Raw genomic sequence first — 18,386 nt, 5'->3', positions numbered from 1 at the left:
GCAGCCTCATCGCCGTCATGCCGAATTGCCGGCAGCACGCGGACAGACCACGCCCGCAGCGCGCTGGTGGGGTCGCTTTGTTGGCGCCGCCACCAAGTGGAAGATAGGCTGTTAACTCAATCGGTCAAAGTTCCATGTTTGTGACGCTTATGTCGTCACTTCAATTGGCGTTTCTCCAGCCCGGCGCGCGCCGGCGGAGGTCTCGGAGCATCGAGCGCGTTCAGGAGACGCGCCGACGCTCACGGAGGAGCGGTCGCGCATGCCGCGACGCGCTCCGACGAGCCGCGCTCGCCCCGCGTCGCGCGTGCGCTTCGCGCCGGGCGCAGGACGGATCTTCTTCGACGGCGACGCCGAGGCGCGGCGAGGGCTCATCGGCTATACCGGCGTGAGCGAGGGCGGGGAGCGCACCTGAGCTGGCCCGCGCCGTGATGCTCGCAGCCACCACGAGGCCCAGATGGTTCTCCCGCGACCTGACCCGGATCGGCCGACGCCGTCTCCTCGAGGCCCTCTCCTGAGCGGCGGCCGCTTCGCGATCGTCGCTCGCCGGCTCGTCACGTGCGATCCGTCCCGCGCCACGGCCGGCGACGCGCTCGGGGTCATCGAGGACGCCGCGATCGTGGTGCGGCGCGGCGCGATCGAGGTGGTCGGGAGCAGGCAGGAGATCTTGGCCGCTGAGCCCACCCTCGAGATCGCGCTCGACGCCGCGGGGGTCGTCACGCCCGGGCTCATCGACGGTCACACGCACGCGCCCTGGGTCGGCTCGCGGGACGCGGAGTACGCGGTCCGCATGGCCGGGGGCGACTACGAGGCGATCGCCGCGGCGGGCGGGGGCATCGTCGCGAGCATGCGCGCGGTGCGCGCCGCGACGGCCGGCGAGCTCGCCGGCGCGCTCCGCGCCCGCCTCCGCCGGATGGCGGCGCTCGGCGTGACCGCCGTGGAGGCGAAGAGCGGCTACGGCCTCGACGAGGCCTCGGAGCGCAAGCAGCTCGAGGCGGTCGCCGAGGCGGGGAGGGACGCGCGCCTGCCCCGCGTCGTGCCGACGTACCTCGCCCTGCACGCGCTGCCGCCGGAGGCCGGCGGCGACCGCGCCGCCTACGCCGAGGTCGTCGCGCGCTCCTGGCTGCCCGCGATCGCCGCGGGCGGCCTCGCGCGCTACGTCGACGCCTACATCGACCGGAGCGCGTTCTCGGTCGCCGAGGCGCGGCCGGTGCTGGAGCGGGCGCGCGCGCTGGGGCTCGGCGTGCGCGTGCACGTCGGGCAGTTCGCGGACGTGGGCGGCGCCGAGCTCGCGGCCGATCTCGGCGCCGCGTCGGCGGATCACCTCGAGCACGTCGCGCCCGCGGGCATCGCGGCGCTCGCCCGGGCGGGCGTCGCCGCCGCGCTCCTGCCGGTGGCGAGCTTCACGCTGCGGCAGGAGCCGCCGCCCGTCGCCGCGCTCCGTGCCGCCGGCGTCCCGCTCATCGTCGGCAGCGACGCGAACCCCGGCACGGCGCCGACCGAGAGCCTCCCGCTCGCGCTCGCGCTCGCGGTGCGCCTCTACGGCCTCACGGTCGCCGAGGCGATCCTGGGCGCGACGCGCGAGGCGGCGGCCGCGCTCGGCCTCGGCGGCGTGTGCGGCGCCGTGCGGCCGGGGCTCCGCGCCGATCTCGCCGTCTGGGACCTGCCGCACGAGAACGCGATCGTGCAGCCCTGGGGCGCGCCGCGCGCGCTGGCCGTGCTGCGCGACGGCGAGGTCATCGCGACGGCCGGCTGAGGCGGCCCGCAAGTCAAGCCTGGACGCGCGTGCACCCTGCGCGTATGCCGCGCCCATGACTGAGACGCAGAGCCCTGTCGCTGTCCCGAGCCGCACGGACAGCTCGTTCGATCCTGTCCCGCTCCTCGCCGAGGAGCTGAGCCTCCCGCGCCACGGGGTCTCGGCGGTGGCCAAGCTGCTCGCCGAGGGGGCGACGGTGCCGTTCATCGCCCGCTACCGCAAGGAGGCGACCGGCGGGCTCGACGAGGTGCAGATCCGCGCGATCGAGGAGCGCCGCGCCTACCTCCTCGAGCTCGAGGAGCGCCGCGGCACGGTGCTCGCGGAGATCCAGAAGCAGGGCAAGCTCACCGACGCGCTCGCGTCGAAGATCCGCGCCTGCCGCACCAAGGCCGAGCTCGAGGACCTCTACCTGCCCTTCAAGCCGAAGCGCCGCACGCGCGCGATCATCGCGAAGGAGCGGGGGCTCGAGCCGCTCGCGGATCGCATGTGGTCGCAGGCGGAGGACGGCAGCCCCGAGGAGGAGGCCCGCGCCTTCGTCAGCGCCGAGAAGGAGGTCCCCGACACGGCGGCCGCCCTCGCCGGCGCGCGCGACATCTGCGCCGAGCGCATCGCCGAGCACGCCGACGTGCGCAAGCTCGTCCGCGACGCCTACGCGAAGGAAGGCGTCATCAAGGTCCAGAAGAACGAGGAGCACGAGGGCAAGCAGACGAAGTTCGACATGTACGCGAGCTTCGAGGAGCCCGTCGCGAACATCCCGTCGCACCGCTACCTCGCCATCCGCCGCGGCGAGGCCGAGGGCGTGCTGCGCGCCGCGATCGAGCTCGCGCCCGAGCCGCTCGTCCCGCGCATCCACGCGGCGGTGGGCCTGAAGCCGAAATCGCCGTGGGCCGCCGAGCTCACGAAGGCGGCGGACGACGCCGTGAAGCGGCTCCTGCTCCCGGCGGTGCAGAGCGACGTGCGCGTCGACCTGAAGATGCAGGCCGATCGCGCCGCGGTCGAGGTCTTCGCCCAGAACCTCCGCGAGCTCCTCCTCGCGGCGCCGTTCGGCACGAAGGCGGTGCTCGGCATCGACCCGGGCCAGCGCACCGGCTGCAAGTGCGCCGTCGTCGACGAGACCGGCAAGCTCCTCGAGCACACGACGATCTACCTGGTCGGCAGCAGCGACGCGCTCGAGCGCGCGCGGCAGGACCTGCGCCGCATCTGCCGCAAGTACCCGCTCCGCGCGGTCGCGGTGGGCAACGGCACGCACGGCCGCGAGACCGAGGCGTTCGTGAAGGACGTGCTCGCGTCGGAGGGCTTGAAGGAGATGTACTGCGTCCCGGTGAGCGAGGCGGGCGCGAGCGTCTACTCGGCGAGCGAGGTCGCGCGCGAGGAGTTCCCCGACCTCGACCTCACGGTGCGCGGCGCGATCAGCATCGCCCGGCGGCTGCAGGATCCGCTCGCGGAGCTCGTGAAGGTCGACCCGAAGAGCATCGGCGTGGGCCAGTACCAGCACGACGTCTACCAGGGCCTGCTCGCGCGGAAGCTCGACGAGGTGGTGGAGAGCTGCGTCAACCTGGTCGGCGTCGAGCTCAACACCGCGAGCGCCCCGCTGCTCGCCCGCGTCGCCGGCATCGGCACGAGCCTCGCGAAGAAGATCGTCGCCCACCGCGACCTGCACGGCGCGTTCAAGAGCCGCAAGGGGCTGCTCGACGTGGCCGGCGTCGGCCCGCGGACGTTCGAGCAGGCGGCGGGCTTCCTCCGGGTGCGGGGAGGGGAGCACCCGCTCGACGCGAGCGCGGTGCACCCGGAGCGCTACGGCCTCGTCGAGCGCATCGCGACGGATCTCGGCGTGCCGGTCGGGTCGCTCATCGGCGACACGGCGGCGATCGCGCGGATCGATCCCAAGAAGTACGAGTCCGGCGACGTCGGCTCGTTCACGCTGAACGACATCCTGAGCGAGCTGAAGAAGCCCGGGCGCGACCCGCGCGCCACGTTCGAGCCGCCGAAGTTCCGCGACGACGTGCGGACGATGGAGGATCTCAAGCCGGGCATGGAGCTCGAGGGCGTGGTGACGAACGTGACGGCGTTCGGCGCCTTCGTCGACATCGGCGTCCATCAGGATGGCCTCGTGCACGTCTCGCAGCTCGCGGATCGGTTCGTGAAGGATCCGAACGAGGTCGCGAAGGTCGGCGAGAAGATCAAGGTGCGGGTGCTGGAGGTCGACCTCGTGCGCAAGCGCATCTCGCTGACGGCGAAGAAGGGCGGCGCCCCCGCCGGCGCGCGCCCCCAGGCGGGCGGCCCGCCGGGTGGCGACGCGCGCGGCCGTAACGACGGCCGCAGGCCGGCCCAGGGGCAAGGGAAGGGGCAGGGGCAGGGCGGCTCGGCGGGGGGGTTCCGGAACAATCCGTTTGCGGATCTGCTGCGGAAGTAAGAGGCGAGCCCCCGCCGGCATCCGTCGTCCGTCTCACCTCTTCCGTCTCCCGTCTCCCGTCCCCCCTCTTCCGTGCTCCTCTTCGTGCGCGTGCGCGTGCGCGTGCGCGTGACCGTGTTCGGCCGCGCTCGTCGTCCTCGTCTTCGTGCGCTCCTACACGTCGTCCGTTCACGGGGAGCGCGCACGCGCACGCGCACGCGCACGCGGAGGCCAGACGCAGACGGGAGACGGAAGACGGAAGAGGGGAGACGGGGGACGGGGACGGCAGACGGGGATCGAAGATCTAGAACCCGTGATCCGCGAAGAACCGCTCGATCCGGAGCGAGACGAGCTCCGGAAACTCCAGCGCGGTCGTATGGGTCCCCCCGCGGACCACGAGGATCTCGGCCAGCGGAATACGCCGCGCCATCGACTGGACCAGCGCCCGCGGCGTGAACGCGTCGCGGTCGCCGGTGATGAGCAGCGTGGGGACCTCGACGTGCTCGAGCACCTCCTCGGCGTCGTGCGTCCCCAGCGCGCGCAGGTTCCGGAGGAACGCCTCCAGATCCACCTCGCCGAACGGCTCCACCAGCTCGGCAAACACCTCGCCGTCGAGCGTCTTCCCCAGCAGCCCCAGCCGCGTCAGCCACATCACGGCGTCCGCCTGGCCGATCGTGCGACGCGTCACGCGGGCCGCGGCCGTGTGCGCGCGCGCGGCGAGCGCCACGAGCGGCGGGAACAGCCGCCCGAGGCCCGGCAGCGGACCCATCGTTTCGAGCGGCGGGCGATGCGTTCCGTTCAGCAGGACCAGGTTTGCGGCGAACCCCGGGAGCCGGCGGAACGCCTCAAGCGCCACCTGGACGCCCATGCTCCACGCCATGAGCGAGCCGTGCCGGACCCCTTCGGCCGCGAGGATCGCCTCCAGGTCGCGGACGTGGCGCGCGACCGCGTAGGCGTCCGGAGCGTCCGGCGACGGGCGCCTCGACGCGTACATCCCGCGGTAGTCCCACGTGATGAAGCGGTACTGGTCGGCGAGGTACTCGATCTGCGCCCGCCAGGCGAGGTAGGGCCCGCCGAGCCCGTTGACGAGGACCACCGCCTTCGCCCCTTCGAACGGCGGCAGCGTCACCCGGTAGGCGATGTCGGTTCCATCAAAGCTCGTCACCCGCCGGGTTTCCATCCGGAGCGGCGGTCGCCGCGGCGGCGAGGCCTGCCGGCCCCCGCCGGGGGAAGATGGGGGCGGCGCCTGCCGGCCCCCGCCGAACTTGAACGAGACCATGCGCCCCTGCTTCCTACCCGGTCCCCCCGCGGAGGGCCATGCTGCCGATGACCGCCTGCGTCACGGTCGGGAGAGGCCTCACACCGCGGCGAGGGCGCTGCCGCGGATCGCGGCGGCGGGGCGGCGTCGCGCGGCGGTGGAGCGGCCTGGCGATCGCCTGCCGAAACACATCCCGCGCCAGGATCGCCATCGCGTTGACATTCCAGGCGGCGCGCCGCTAACGTGCCCGGCGGGTCGTCCGCTCGCCCGACGCTCCCGTTGTGTTGCTGATCTTTTTCTGCCCGCTCCCATGTCGGTCCGCTGGAGGCCGGCCCGTGTCACCTCCTGTCGCCGCTCGCGCGGGAGCAGCTCCGGTTCGGGCCGTGGTGGGTCGGTTCCCTCGGGCGGGCTGGAAGTTTCAGGGCGAAGTGGTGCAGCGATCCCGTCCCCGAGGAGCCGATGGCTGAAGAAAAGAAGAAGAGCAAAATCGATCTGAAGGCTCGGCTTGGCAAAACGTCGATTGGCGGGGCACCGGGAGCGGCCGTCCCCCTCCCCGTGCCTGGCCCGCAGCCCGGATCGGGGCCGCCGCCCGACGGGAGCCCGGTCCCCGGTGGCGTGCCCTCGCCGAGCGCGCGGCCGCCGATGCCGTCCGTGGGAGGCATCGCGCCCCCGCCGGGCATCTCTCCAGGCATTCCGCTGCCCCCGTTCGCGCAGCAGCCGCGCCCCGTGATCCAGACGCCCCCGCCGAAGCCGACGGCGGCCGCGCAGACGATCAAGGTCGAGGTCGGCGAGGAGGTCGAGCAGGAGCGCCGGAAGGCCTCGAAGAAGACGGCGCTCTACGCGAGCCTCGCGGCGGTGGTCGGCATCGCGGTGGGCTTCGCGATCGGCGGCGCGAAGGAGCGCGGCGATCGCGGCAAGGCCGCCGTCGAGGGCGCCGCGGCGCTCGAGAAGGACGTGCGCGCCGCGAACGAGAAGATGCAGGAGCTGAACAAGAAGCTCGAGGACGCCGCCGCGGAGCTCGCGCAGAAGAAGTTCCCCGCGCAGCTCACGACCGAGCTCGGCGCGATCAACGTCCCGTTCGACGCCACCAACCTGGAGGGGAAGCAGATCGGCAGCCTCCCGGGCCGGGTGATGCGCCAGGTGCTCGCCTACACCACGTCCGTCCAGGATCTCAACAAGACCAAGGACAGCCTCAAGAACCTGCTCGCGGCGGCGCAGGGGCCCGTCGAGAAGTCGTGGAAGGAGGCGGACGAGCCGGTGGTGAACTTCTCGGTGGTCTTCCGCCGGGACGGCGACAAGACGCTGGCCGAGCTCGTTCCGAACAAGGCGCCGTTCCCGTTCGGCAAGGACTGGCCGGCGAAGTACACGGTGACCCGTCTCGAGCGGACGCAGCAGGGCCTGAAGCCCGCCGAGAAGGAGGCCACCCGCTGGACGAAGGGCGACATCGCCGGCGGCGACCTGCAGGCCCTTCCGGTCGATCCTCAATCCGTGGCTGCCTTCACGAGCGAGCAGATCGTCTTCAAGCTGCGCGGCGCGATGATCGACGTCCGCCAGCTCCTCGAGGGCAACAAGGACAACCCCGCCACCGAGACGCCCGGCCTCATCAAAGAGGGCGACGATCTCGCGAACGAGCTCCGCAAAATCTCCCTCGCCCGCTGAGCGGCACGCGCCCGCTGCGGATACGGGCCCACCTCGGCGTTTTCGGTGCTCGGCGTACTGGAGTACGCCTGTGCGCCGAAAACGCCGATCTGGGCCCGTCTCCTGTGCGGGCGCGCGCCGCTCGGCCGCGGCAGACCGGAAGCAACGCAGACCGGAAGTACGGCCGAAAGCGGCTTGGTTCGCCGGGGACGGTGGGGAGACTGGTGGTCTAGCTCCGTCCGGCTCGACCGCTTCAAGCCGTCCGTTCGGGGTGACTCGGACGCTTCAGGCCGTCCGTTTGGGGCGATTCGACCGCTTCAGGCTGCTCCGCCGGCGCCCATGGCTCGCGGACGGACGATCTCCACCTTGCCGATGTGACGCTCGTCGCTGTCCCGCACGATGAAGCGCAAGCCGAACTTGCTCACGGCCGTGCCCACCTCGGGCACCTTGCCCACATGCTGTGTGAGCATGCCGCCGAGCGACTCGTACTTCCCCTCCCGGTCGAGCTCCGCCCCCAGGTACGCCGAGAGATCGCTCATCGACACGGCCGCGTCGGCGACCAGACGGCCGTCGCCGAGGTCCTGGATCGCCGCCCCGTCGTCCGTCTCGTCGTGCTCGTCCCGGATGTCGCCCACGATCTCCTCGAGCACGTCCTCGAGGGTGACAATCCCGGACATCCCGCCAAACTCGTCGACCACGATGGCCAGGTGCTGCCGCCGGCTCTTCATCTCCCGCAGCAGCGAGGAGAGCGGCTGCGACTCGGCGACGAAATTGGCAGGGCTCCGCGTGATCTCCCGGAGCGTCGTGTTCTTGAGCCGCCGCTCCTCCAGGACCTTGAACAGGTCCTTCGCATAGAGAAGACCAGCGATGTTGTCGATCTGATCCTTGTACACCGGATACCGGGAGTGACCGCTCTCGGTCACGATCTCCAGCACCTTCTCGAGCGGAGTGGAGATCTCGATCGCCTCGACCTTGGACCGCGGCACCATGACGTCCCGCGCCGTGCGATCGGCGAACTCGAGCACATTCCGGATCATCTCCGCCGGTTCTCGCCCGAACAGGCCAGAGCGCTCGACCTCATCGACCAGGATCTCGACCTCCGCCTCGGCGACCCGCGGATCCGACGGCTGCTCACCCTCCCGCGGCCCCAGCCTGGAGCCGATCCAGCCGAGCGGCACGGCGAGCGGCAGCATCGCGATCTCCAGGGGGCGCAAGAAGCGCACCGCCATCGACGCCGCACGATCGGCGTGCTTGCGGCCCAGCGTCGAGCTCACCTCGTACAGGGCCCCGCTGACGACGATCGTCGTCGCCAGGCCGAGGAGCAGGGCCGTCTCGGGGAAGCTCCGCCGGAAGAAGAGGTCGAAGCAGGCGGCGGTCAGGCTGGTCGATACGACCCAGCCGAGCAGGTAACGGGAGCGAAGCTTGGCGTCTTCTTGACGAATCCGCTCGTAGGCGGCCTTCGTCGGGCCCGTCGACTGCTCAATCAGCGCGCCGAGCCTCGTCGCGCTCAGCGTCGTCAGTGCGGTGTCGGCGCCGACGAACAGCGAGCCAAGTACAGCGGAGAGAACTGCAGCGCCGAGCGCTGGCAATGGAACGAAATCGGGACTCAAACCGAGGCTCCTAACGGACGAATCGTAACGGAACAGGCGAGGGGAGCGCAACCGGACCGGGGCGCGAAATCTCAGGAGATGAGGGATCCTCGCGCTTTCTCCGGACTCGATGCAAGACAGACTCCCAGGCTCGGCCGTCTGGGCCGAGCTCGTCCAATGACATGATCCGTGGATCTGCTGAAGTCCAGGGAATTGCCCTCTGTTGTGGTTTTTCCCCTACCGAGCAGGATTTTCACGGATGTCGATCACCCCCAGAAAAACCACGCAGGACGGAAAATCGGGTCGCGGGCAGCGCTGGCGAGCGCTCGGCACCCTCGGCATCGGCACCCTCGACGGCCTCCGGGGCGCCAAGCGCGACGACGCGTCCGTACGAATCGAGCCACACAGCGGGGCCAGGGTGCGCAGGAGCCAGGGAGAAGTCGGCGTCGGTGAGCGGCTGTCCGAGACGGGCGCGCCGCGCGCCATCCTCGGTCAGGCGGGCGACGGGGAGGCTCTCGGCGGCGGCTTCGGCGAGCGGGCGCAGGGACGCCCGCAGCGCGTCGGCGCCGGCGTCGAGGGGCACCGCCCGCGCCACGGTGAAGGCGCCGCTCGCGGTGCGGCGGAGCGCGGACAGGTGCGCGGGCACGCCGAGGTGCGCGCCGAGATCGCGCGCCAGCGAGCGCACGTAGTAGCCCTTGCTCACCTCGAGCTCGAGGTCGAGGGTGGCGGGCGCGGCGACGGCGTCGGGCGCGCCGGGGCCGCCGCGGGAGGCGCCGGAGACGGCGAGCGACCGGACCTCGACGGCCCGCGCCGCCAGCTCGACCGCCTGGCCGGCGCGCGCGAGGGCGTAGCTGCGCTGCCCCGCGATCTTGATGGCCGAGTAGGCCGGCGGGGTCTGCTCCCGCCGCGACCGCTCCGCCTCGAGCGCCGCTGCGATGCGCGGCGCCGCCGCCGCGAGCGCCTCGACGCCGGGGGGGCCGCCAGCCCCGGCGAGCGCGCCGAGCTCCTCGTCGAGCCACGCCGGAAGCGGCTCGGCCGCCGTGACCTCCCCGTCGGCGTCGAGGGTGTCCGTCCCGACGCCGAGGACGACCCGCGCCGTGTAGCGCTTGTCCTGCGCGGTCAGGTACGGGGCGAGCTTGGTGGCCTCGCCGACGAGCACCACGAGGACGCCGGACGCCATCGGGTCGAGCGTGCCGGCGTGCCCGATGCGCTTCACCCCGAGGGCGCGGCGCAGCCGGGCCACGACGTCGTGGCTCGTGGGACCCTGCGGCTTGTCGATCACCAGCACGCCCTCGGGGCGCGGCCTCACGGTCGCGGCCCGCTCGGGCGCGGGGGGCGGAGCCCCTTCGGTGGCGTGCTCGAGCATGGGCGGAGGAGCCGCCGGCGCCGCCTGCTTCATCCGAACCAGATCGACTTCCGGGTGGCCAGGGTCTCGTCGAGGAGCCCCTGGATGGTCGCGCGCACCCGCTCGGCGAGGCGCCGCACCAGGATCTGGTCGTCCGCCGCCTCGGGGCCGTAGGCGTCGAACCGCACCGGCTCGGCCATGCGGATCTTCCACTTGGTGGGCGCGGGCACGAGGCCCAGCGGCCCGAGCGCAGGGAACGTGGGGGTGATCGGCAGGTACGGGATGCCGAGCGCGCGTGTGACGTGCTCGACCCGGTAGAAGAGCGGGTTCGTCTCCTCGGCCCCCACGATCGCGCACGGGACGAGCGGCGTGCGCGTGCGCAGGCAGAGCCGGATGAACCCGCCGCGACCGAACCGCTGGAGCTGGTAGCGGTCCTTGTAGAGCTTGCCGCTGCCCTTGGCCCCCTCCGGGAACACCGCGACGAGCCGCTCGCCCGCGAGCAGCCGCTCGGCGTTCTCCTGGCAAGCCCGCACGGCGCCGAGCCGGTTCATGATCGTGCCGGCGAACGGCAGGTAGTACACGAAGTCGTCCGCCAGCCAGCGGAGCTCCCGGCGCGCAGGGTGCTCCCGCCGCACCGCGGCCCGCAGCATGAGCCCGTCGTACGGGATCGGACCGCCCGAGTGGTTCGACACCACGAGGCACCGCCCCTCGGCGGGGATGTGCTCGACGCCCTGGAGATCGATCCGGAAGTAGTGCCGGTACAGGAAGTCGAAGAGCGGCCTGTACCGGGCCTCGTACTTGGGATCGAAGCCGAACTCGTCGACCTCCTCCGAGCGGCTGCGCAGGCCGGCGCGACCCCACTGCCGCAGGTAGAAATCGGTCGACAGGACGTCTCGCGCGGTCCCGGGCTCGGACAGCGGCGGCTCGCTGGCGTAACCGAGGTGACCGAAGTGACCGCCGTGACCGACGTGCTCGCCGGGCGCGCCGCCCTCGCGGGGGCTCCGCTCGGTCTCGGGCCCGCCCGCGGCCCCGACGCTCGCGTCCTGCGGGGCGCTCCCGGCGAGCACGCCCTTGAGCCGCGACTCGAGCTCCCGGATCTGGCGCTGCAGCTCCTCGGCGGTCACCGGCACGACCGGGGCGTGCGCCTCGGACGACTGCGTCTCGCGATCGTCCGAGGGCTCCGTCGGGCCGATCGGCGCCAGGTACCGGGTCTCCTCCTCCTCGACGTCGATGCTCGGCACGACCGGCATCGACCCCGGCCGCTCCGAGCGCTTCCGCGTCGACGCCGGCGGCCCGTTCACTGCTCCCTTGCGCTCTCGATCGTGCTCCGTGCCCATGCTCTACCCCCCGAGCCGCCTCACGCGGGTGTCTCCTGCAGGAGCCGCACGTCCCGCAGCCGCTGCGCGCTGATGTAATCGAGGAGCGCCTCACGCGTGGTGTAGACCGGCCGGAACCCCATGACCCGCGCCGCCTTCTCGCCGTCCGCCACGCACACGTAGCGCAGGTAGCGCAGGAAGCTGGGCGGCGCGATCGCCGCGTGCGCGGCCCAGAGGGCGGCGACGAGCGGGCCGGCCGCGCTGTGCAGCACCGGGAAGGGCGTCCGGCCCGCGAGGCGCACGATCGTGGAGACCGGCAGCACGCCGTCGCCCACGATGTTGAACGTGCCCGGGAAATCGCCGTCGATGGCGAGCTTGAAGGCGGCGATCGCGTCGACCTCGTGGATGAACTGCCACAGCGGATCGAAGCCGAGCATCGTCATGACCAGCCGCCGCGCCAGGAACCGGGTGAGGTAGTTCTGGACGGTCGGCCCGAGGATCGGCGCGGTCCGCAGGATGGTGACGGTCGTGCCCTTGGCCTTCGCGCCGAACGCGTTGAACTCCCGCTCGGCGGCCATCTTGTCCGCGAAGAAGCGCTCGTCCGGATCGGCGCGGAGCGGGTGCTTCTCCGTGAGGAAGTTGGGGTTGGTGGGGTGCGCGCCGTAGAGGATCGTCTGGCTCCAGAGGATCAGCTTGCGCAGGCTCGCCTGGCGCGCGCCGTGGAGCAGGTGCATCGTGCCCACCGACTCGAGCTCGTGCGCCCACGCCGTCGCCGGGGTCGGCGACGAGAGGAAGCAGAGGTGGACGAGCGTGTCCACCTGCTCGGCCGCGAGCACCTCGGCGACGCGCTCCTCCGAGGCCGGCGCCGTCAGGTCGATCGTGTGCAAGCGCAGCTTGGAGCCGCCCGTGTCCGGCGGCTTGATGTCGATGGCCACCACGCGGGCGATGCCGGGGTCCTCCTCGAGGATCCCGATGAGGTTGCGCCCGAGGAAGGACGCGGCGCCGGTGAGGGCGACGACCCGGCCCCGCGGGCGCGACGACGCCTGCCGGCTGAGCGGCGAGGCGTCGGCCGACGACGGCGCCGCGGGCGCGCCGGGGCCGCTCGCCGCCGCGCCGGCGCCGGGGGCGGGCGCGGCGCGGCCCACGCCGGCGGAGGAGCTCTGCTCGGCAAGGTCGTTGGCCGGAGCGTCGGGGTGCTCGGACGAGGGAGCCATGCGCGCGGCCGCGACACTACCTGGTCGGCCGGCGCGCGCAAGCGCAGCGCGACCGGAGGCGGGCCTCGCCGCCGGATCCGCGCCGCGGCGACGTCACAGCGTCCGGCGAAGGACCGGATACGGCTCGAACGTGTGCACCTCGACGAATCCGTTCCGCGTGAACGCGGAGACGGGGCCGGTCCACAGCTCCTCGTCGCTCACCGGCTCCCGCGGGCGGCGGGGCAGGGCCTCGAGGGCGCGCGCCCCCCACGCGGGCGCGAGCTCCACCGCGCCGGCGACGAGCGCGGTGGCGACGCCTTGCCGGCGGTGGCGCGGGTGCACGACGGCGCATCCGATGAGGAAGACGCCCGCGCGATCGCCCGCGAAGCACGGCAGCCCGCGGTACAGGCGGCGCTCGTAGGCCTTCGCCACGGCCGCGGCGGGGGCGACCTTGAGCCACCCGACCACGTCCGTCGCGCCCTGCGCGAGCGCCACGACGCCGCGCGCCTCGTCGCTGCCCGCGGCGAGCGCCGCGGCGAACTCCCGGCGGTTCTCGCCCTGGCCGTCCGAGCACCGCGCGAGCCACTCGTTGTTGGTGCCCTCGAAGTGGTAGTAGCGGCAGTAGCAGGGCGTGCCGGCGGCCTCGAAGAGCGCCTCGAGCCCGGCCTGGTGCTCCGGGCCGGCCGCCGCCACCGCGATCGCGGAGCTCACCCTCGCGCCCCTTCCGTCACGCGACCGGCGCGCGCAGGCCGCGCACCGGAGAGATCTGCTCCCAGGCGTAGGCCGCCCTGCAGAGCCGCGCCTCCTCCAGCGCCGGCGCGATGAGCTGCAGGCCGACGGGCAGCGGAGGCCCGCCGTCGGGGGCCGGCGCGGTCGCGCACGGGACGCTGATCGCGGGCAGCCCCGCCATGCTGGCGGGCAGCGTGTAGACGTCGGCCAGGTACATCGACAGCGGGTCGTCGACGCGCTCGCCGAGCCGGAACGCGACCGTCGGCGAGACCGGCGCCGCGATGAGGTCGACCTCGCGGAAGGCCTCGTCGAAATCGCGCCGGATGAGCGTCCTGACCTTCTGCGCGCGCAGGTAGTACGCGTCGTAGTAGCCCGCGGAGAGCACGTACGTGCCGAGCAGGATGCGGCGCTTCACCTCCCGGCCGAACCCCTCGCCGCGCGTGCCGCCGTAGAGCCCCTGGAGGTCCGCCTTCCCGCCGCGCTCGCCCTCGACGCGCAGCCCGAAGCGCACGCCGTCGAAGCGCGCCAGGTTGGACGACGCCTCGGCGGTCGCGACGATGTAATAGGCCGCCACGGCGTAGCGCGTGTGCGGCAGGTGCACGGGCCTCACCTCGCAGCCGAGCCCGCGCAGGCCCTCGATCGCCTCGCGCACCTTCGCCTCGACCTGCCCGTCGATGCCCTTCGCGAAGTACTCCTCGGGCACGCCGATGCGCAGGCCCGCGACGTCGCGGCCGCACGCGGCCTCGTACGCGCCCACCGGCGCGTCGAGGCTCGTCGCGTCGCGCGGGTCGCGGCCCGAGATCACCTCGAGCAGCCGCGCGGCGCCCTTCACGTCCTGCGCGAACGGGCCGATTTGATCGAGGCTCGAGGCGAACGCGATGAGGCCGTAGCGAGAGACGCGGCCGTACGTCGGCTTGACGCCGACGACGCCGGTGAGGCTCGCCGGCTGGCGGATCGAGCCGCCCGTGTCCGAGCCGAGCGAGCCGGGCGTCATCCCCGCCGCCACCGCGACCGCGCTGCCGCCGGACGACCCGCCGGGGATGCGCGTCCGGTCCCACGGGTTCTTCACCGGACCGAAGGCGCTGTTCTCGTTCGACGAGCCCATCGCGAACTCGTCCATGTTGCACTTGCCCGGCAGGATCGCGCCGGCCTCGCGCAGGCGGGCGACGACCGTGGCGTCGTACGGCGGGCGGTACCCGCGCGCCGCGTCGGGCGCCTTCGACGAGCCGCCGGCCGGCGCCCGCGTGAGGATCTTCGAGCCGGCGGTCGTCGGCGCGCCCTCGGTGCAGAGCGCGTCCTTGAGCCCGATCGGCACGCCGGCGAGCGGGCCGAGCGCCTCGCCGCGCGCGCGCCTCGCGTCGAGCGCGCGCGCCGCCTCGATGGCCTGCTCCCCCTGCACGGTGAGGAACGCGCCGAGCGCGCCGTCGCGCTGCTCGATGCGCGCGAGCGCGGCCCGGGCCACCTCCTCGGCGCTCACCTCGCCGCGCTGCACGAGCGCCGCGAGCTCCGGGATCGAACGGTCGAGGATCGCTGTGTCCATCGGCCTCACCCCTCGTCCACGAACGCCGGCACGGCGAACCCGTCGTCCTCGACCCGCGGCGCCTCCCGCAGGGCCACCTCGCGCGGCAGGCTGGGCGCCTCCTCGTCGGCGCGGAGCGGCAGCCGCTCGATCTGCACGTGCGCCGTCGGCGGCACCGCCGAGACGTCGAGCTCCTCGAGCTGCCGGACGTAGCTGAGGATGTTGCCGAGATCACCGGTGAGGCGTTCCATTTCCTCGGCGGAGAGATCGAGGTGAGCGAGGCGCGCGATCGTCAGCGCCTCATCGCGGCGGAGAGGGGGCGAGTCAGCGTTCGACATGGCGAGCGCCCGATGTAGCACCGCCGGTTCCGCGGACGCTAGAGCCGGACGCATGCGGCGCCGCTCCGCGGGCGCCCCCCCGAATCTGGCCGCGGTACAAAAACGGTGATAACGGCGGGCTCTCGCGCGCCCTCGGCCGTTCGGGCAGGAGCCCCGGCCCTCCGCGCGTTGTAGGCGAATGCAGTCCCCGAAAACGCCCTCCCTGCGCCGCGAGCGCATCGGCATCATCGTCCTCTGCGCGGCCGCGGCCGCGGCGATGGCGCCCGACGTGGGCGGAGGCGCTCGAGACCGATCGGCCGCGCTCGTCGCGGAGCTCGCGGAGCGGGGCATCGCCGCGGCGTCCGGCGACGTGGTGTGGGTGGACCCGCCGCGCGGCAGCTTCCGGCCGCTCGGCGTCAGGGCGCGCGCCGTCGCGCGCGGCGCCGTCCGGGGGGAGCCCACCGACCTCTACCTCGTCGACACGCGGCTCTCGCCCGAGGGGGTCCTGCTCGACGTCTCGGGCATCCACAACCTCACGGAGACGAGCGGCGCGGACGAGTCGAAGCCCGTGCTCCGCCGCGAGGCGCTCGCGTACGTCTCGCGCCCCCTGATCGAGGCGGCGTCGCCCACGGTGCACGTGCTCGACCTCGACGGCCAGGCGCCCCCGGGCGGCGCCGACTGGTCGCCGGTCGAGCGGCTCCAGCACGCCATCACCAGCTGGCAGGCGACCGGCCGGCTGCGCGGGATCGGCCGGCGGACGTACGCGATCGACCCGGCCCGCGGCGAGGACGCCGCCGCGGAGGACCCCGGCGCGGGCGGCGCGGAGGACCCCGCGGCGGAGGGCCCCGGCGCCGCGGCGCCCGACGAGGGCCGCCGCGCCGCGAGCGCGGTCGACGTCGCGGTCGCGCTGGAGGGCGACGGCGAGGTCGTCGTCCGCGCGGGCGGCCGCGAGGCGCGGCTGCCGCTGCGCGGCGCGGACGCGCCGCTGCCCGCGTGGATCCGCGCCGAGTCGTTCGAGATCGCGCGGCCCGGGAACCTCGTCACCTGGGCGGTCGACCGGGTGCGCCTCGTGATCGGCGACGCCGCCATGCAGACGGTCAAGGCCGTGGCGTTCACGGCGCTCGACTTCATCCTCCGCAACAAGGAGGCGGTGACCGGCGACACGGGCGCCGAGGACATCGCCGCGGATCTCGGCAAGAGCGCGCTGGATCCGCCCGTCCGCCAGATCCCGATCGATCCCGAGATCGGCTGGCCGCCCGCGCCGCTCGAGCCCTGGGTGACGCCGGCGCTGCCCGGGGAGGGGCAGTGGAACCCGCAGGGCGGCGACGCCTTCGTGCGCAAGCTCGACGGGCTCCCGCCGGCGTTCATGACCACGTTCATTCGGGCGGATCGCTCGCGCAAGGCGACGCGCGTCTACATCGCGCTCTGGGACCCGCGGCAGGTGGAGCTTCACATGATGGCGGGCACGGTGGAGCCCAAGGGCGCGACGGGCGAGGCGGGGCCGGGGCTCATCCCGCGCACGCCCGAGGTCATGAAGCGCGTGGTCGCCGCGTCGAACGCGGGCTTCCAGGCGATGCACGGCGAGTTCGGCATGATGGCCGACGGGGTGATGTACCTGCCGCCGAAGCCGTACGCCGCGACCGTGGCCGTCCGGCGCGACGGCAGCACGCTCTTCGGGACCTGGTCGGAGGACGAGACCGTCCCCGAGTGGATGCTCTCGTACCGCCAGAACATGACGGTCATGGTCCAGGACGAGAAGTGGAATCCGTTCGGGCGCACGTGGTGGGGGGGCACGCCGCCCGGCTGGGCCGACAAGACGCACACGGTCAGGACCGGCATCTGCCTGACCCGGGAGCGCTTCGTCGCGTACTTCTACGGCGCCGACGTGAGCCCGGAGGCGCTGTCGCAGGCGATGATCCAGGCCCGCTGCTCCTACGGGATCGCGCTCGACATGAACGCGGGCCACAGCGGGCTCGAGTTCTACCACGTGGCGCCGAGCGGCGAGCTGCCCGCGCTGGGGCGCCCGCTCCAGGGCGAGTGGGAGGCGGAGGGCGAGGTCTCGGGGCTCTCGGGCTACCGGTTCCGCGGCCGCCGGCTCATCCGCGGCATGGGCCTGATGAACTTCCCCCGTTACATCCGGCGGGAGGCGCGCGATTTCTTCTACATGACGCTGCGGCACCTCTTGCCGGGGCCGCCGCTCGCGCCGCGCGCCGCGCCGGCCGAGGCGGGGGAGGGCGTCTGGCGCACCCAGGGGCTCCCGCAGCACGGCTTCCCGTACGCGCTCGCGACCACCGAGATCCGCCCCGATCCCGCGCGGCCCGGCGTGCGCCTGCGGGTGCTCAAGGTCGACCCGCGGACGGTCGCGGCCGCCCCGCTGGGCGAGCCCGGGGCGCCCCCGCCGGCCGGGGCGGGCCCGATCGTGGCGATGCTCGGCGACGGCGGCGCGGCGCCCGGGGCGGGCCAGGGCGGGGCGTCGAGCATCTGGCACTCGGCCGGGGCGTTCTCGGCCTCGCCGACCCCGCCGGTGCGCGGCGCGGTCCGGATCGCGACGGGGGCCGCCAGCAGCGCGGGGGCCGTGGCCGCGCTGGGGGTCAACGACGAGGACGGCATGCTGATCTACGTCGAGCGGGCCGCGGCCGGCCCGTCCAGCGCGCCGGACGCCGCGCTGTCGCCGGACGCCTCGGCGCCGCCCCCGACGCCCGTGGACCCGCGCGACGCGAAGCTGCTCCAGGACTTCCTGGCGGGGCTCGGGTGCTCCTCGCGGATCTATCTCCCCCGGCCGCTCTCGGTGGCCCTCGGCGGCGATACAGATCTCGCCGGGGCCGCCGTTCACCCGCCGTCGGGCCCGCGCGCCGTCGGGCTCACCCGCGCCGAGGCGCCCGGCGCGGGCCGGATGTTCGAGTCCACTCCCATCGTTCCGCACAGCGTCTGGTATCCGCTCCAGCAGAAGCGCGTTCGATACTTCAAAAAGCCGAAGAAAGAGGAAACCGCGGACGGCGACCCCTGATCGTGGAGGCGCCCGGATCCTCGCCTGGGATGCAGTAGGCGCTTGTGCGTCGGCGGTCCGAGGGATTAGAAACAGGGGGTCGGTGCACCGTTTGCCGTTCTTCGGAGCTTGCGACCTTTTGGCGCGGATCGGCGTGGGCTCGCTGGCGGAGGTCGCGCGCACAGCGCGTCGGGAGCGCGGGCGCGCGATCGCGTCGAGGCGCGCCATCGAGCGCCGCGCGCGATCGATCCACGCGATTCACGCCGCGCTGGGCGTCTGTTTCCGGACGATGACGGCAGGCGAGCGCGCGTCCGAGGCCCCGAGCGCCGCGGACGTCATGGGGCGTCGCGC

13 protein-coding genes are annotated in these 18,386 nt (G+C 73.4%); 5 read left to right on the top strand and 8 right to left on the bottom strand.

Annotated elements, in window-relative coordinates; translation table 11 throughout:
* The first annotated feature begins 259 nt into the window (after nucleotides 1–259).
* The 3 genes from WME83_RS25850 to WME83_RS25840 are packed head-to-tail and all read left to right on the top strand — an operon-like array spanning nucleotide 260 to nucleotide 4,166.
* Nucleotides 260–412 carry a hypothetical protein gene (locus WME83_RS25850; RefSeq protein WP_437321953.1) on the top strand — a complete coding sequence of 51 codons (153 nt, stop codon included), beginning with the start codon at nucleotides 260–262 and terminating at the stop codon, nucleotides 410–412.
* A gap of 42 nt (nucleotides 413–454) precedes the next feature.
* Nucleotides 455–1,753 carry an imidazolonepropionase gene (gene hutI / locus WME83_RS25845; protein WP_437321952.1) on the top strand — a complete coding sequence of 433 codons (1,299 nt, stop codon included), beginning with the start codon at nucleotides 455–457 and terminating at the stop codon, nucleotides 1,751–1,753.
* 55 nt (nucleotides 1,754–1,808) lie between these two features.
* Nucleotides 1,809–4,166 carry a Tex family protein gene (locus WME83_RS25840; protein ID WP_437321951.1) on the top strand — a complete coding sequence of 786 codons (2,358 nt, stop codon included), beginning with the start codon at nucleotides 1,809–1,811 and terminating at the stop codon, nucleotides 4,164–4,166.
* Between the two features lie 283 nt (nucleotides 4,167–4,449).
* Here the strand turns inward: WME83_RS25840 and WME83_RS25835 are convergent, their stop codons facing one another.
* Nucleotides 4,450–5,424, bottom strand: coding sequence for an alpha/beta fold hydrolase (locus tag WME83_RS25835; RefSeq protein ID WP_437321950.1), 975 nt, complete (start codon nucleotides 5,422–5,424; stop codon nucleotides 4,450–4,452).
* A gap of 705 nt (nucleotides 5,425–6,129) precedes the next feature.
* On the opposite strand from WME83_RS25835, the gene WME83_RS25830 reads away from it, so the two are divergent.
* Entirely contained in the window at nucleotides 6,130–7,062 is a 933-nt protein-coding gene (locus WME83_RS25830; protein WP_437321949.1) for a formin, read from the top strand.
* Between the two features lie 296 nt (nucleotides 7,063–7,358).
* Here the strand turns inward: WME83_RS25830 and WME83_RS25825 are convergent, their stop codons facing one another.
* The 7 genes from WME83_RS25825 to gatC form a co-directional block, all read right to left on the bottom strand.
* On the bottom strand, nucleotides 7,359–8,651 hold the full coding sequence (locus WME83_RS25825) for a hemolysin family protein (RefSeq protein ID WP_437321948.1): 1,293 nt from the start codon (nucleotides 8,649–8,651) through the stop codon (nucleotides 7,359–7,361).
* Nucleotides 8,652–8,883: 232 nt separating this feature from the next.
* A complete protein-coding gene (locus WME83_RS25820) occupies nucleotides 8,884–10,029 on the bottom strand; it encodes a tRNA pseudouridine synthase B (RefSeq protein ID WP_437321947.1) in 1,146 nt (381 codons plus the stop codon).
* On the bottom strand, nucleotides 10,026–11,312 hold the full coding sequence (locus WME83_RS25815) for a lysophospholipid acyltransferase family protein (RefSeq protein ID WP_437321946.1): 1,287 nt from the start codon (nucleotides 11,310–11,312) through the stop codon (nucleotides 10,026–10,028). Before WME83_RS25815 ends, WME83_RS25820 begins: the two co-directional genes overlap by 4 nt.
* A gap of 20 nt (nucleotides 11,313–11,332) precedes the next feature.
* Nucleotides 11,333–12,505, bottom strand: coding sequence for an NAD-dependent epimerase/dehydratase family protein (locus WME83_RS25810; protein WP_437321945.1), 1,173 nt, complete (start codon nucleotides 12,503–12,505; stop codon nucleotides 11,333–11,335).
* A 93-nt stretch (nucleotides 12,506–12,598) separates the two neighbouring features.
* On the bottom strand, nucleotides 12,599–13,195 hold the full coding sequence (locus WME83_RS25805) for a GNAT family N-acetyltransferase (protein ID WP_437321944.1): 597 nt from the start codon (nucleotides 13,193–13,195) through the stop codon (nucleotides 12,599–12,601).
* Between the two features lie 16 nt (nucleotides 13,196–13,211).
* Entirely contained in the window at nucleotides 13,212–14,753 is a 1,542-nt protein-coding gene (gene gatA / locus WME83_RS25800; protein ID WP_437321943.1) for an Asp-tRNA(Asn)/Glu-tRNA(Gln) amidotransferase subunit GatA, read from the bottom strand.
* A 5-nt stretch (nucleotides 14,754–14,758) separates the two neighbouring features.
* On the bottom strand, nucleotides 14,759–15,070 hold the full coding sequence (gatC, locus tag WME83_RS25795; protein WP_020737093.1) for an Asp-tRNA(Asn)/Glu-tRNA(Gln) amidotransferase subunit GatC: 312 nt from the start codon (nucleotides 15,068–15,070) through the stop codon (nucleotides 14,759–14,761).
* A gap of 178 nt (nucleotides 15,071–15,248) precedes the next feature.
* On the opposite strand from gatC, the gene WME83_RS25790 reads away from it, so the two are divergent.
* Nucleotides 15,249–18,056, top strand: a complete 2,808-nt coding sequence (locus WME83_RS25790) for a hypothetical protein (protein ID WP_437321942.1) — start codon at nucleotides 15,249–15,251, stop codon at nucleotides 18,054–18,056.
* The last annotated feature ends 330 nt before the right edge of the window (nucleotides 18,057–18,386 follow it).

The organism is Sorangium sp. So ce385, assembly GCF_051474135.1.
GTDB classification, from domain to species: Bacteria; Myxococcota_A; Polyangia; order Polyangiales; family Polyangiaceae; genus Sorangium; species Sorangium cellulosum_D.
The sequence above is the reverse complement of the archived record's forward strand: the minus strand, read 5'-3'. Positions and strand labels throughout refer to the sequence as shown.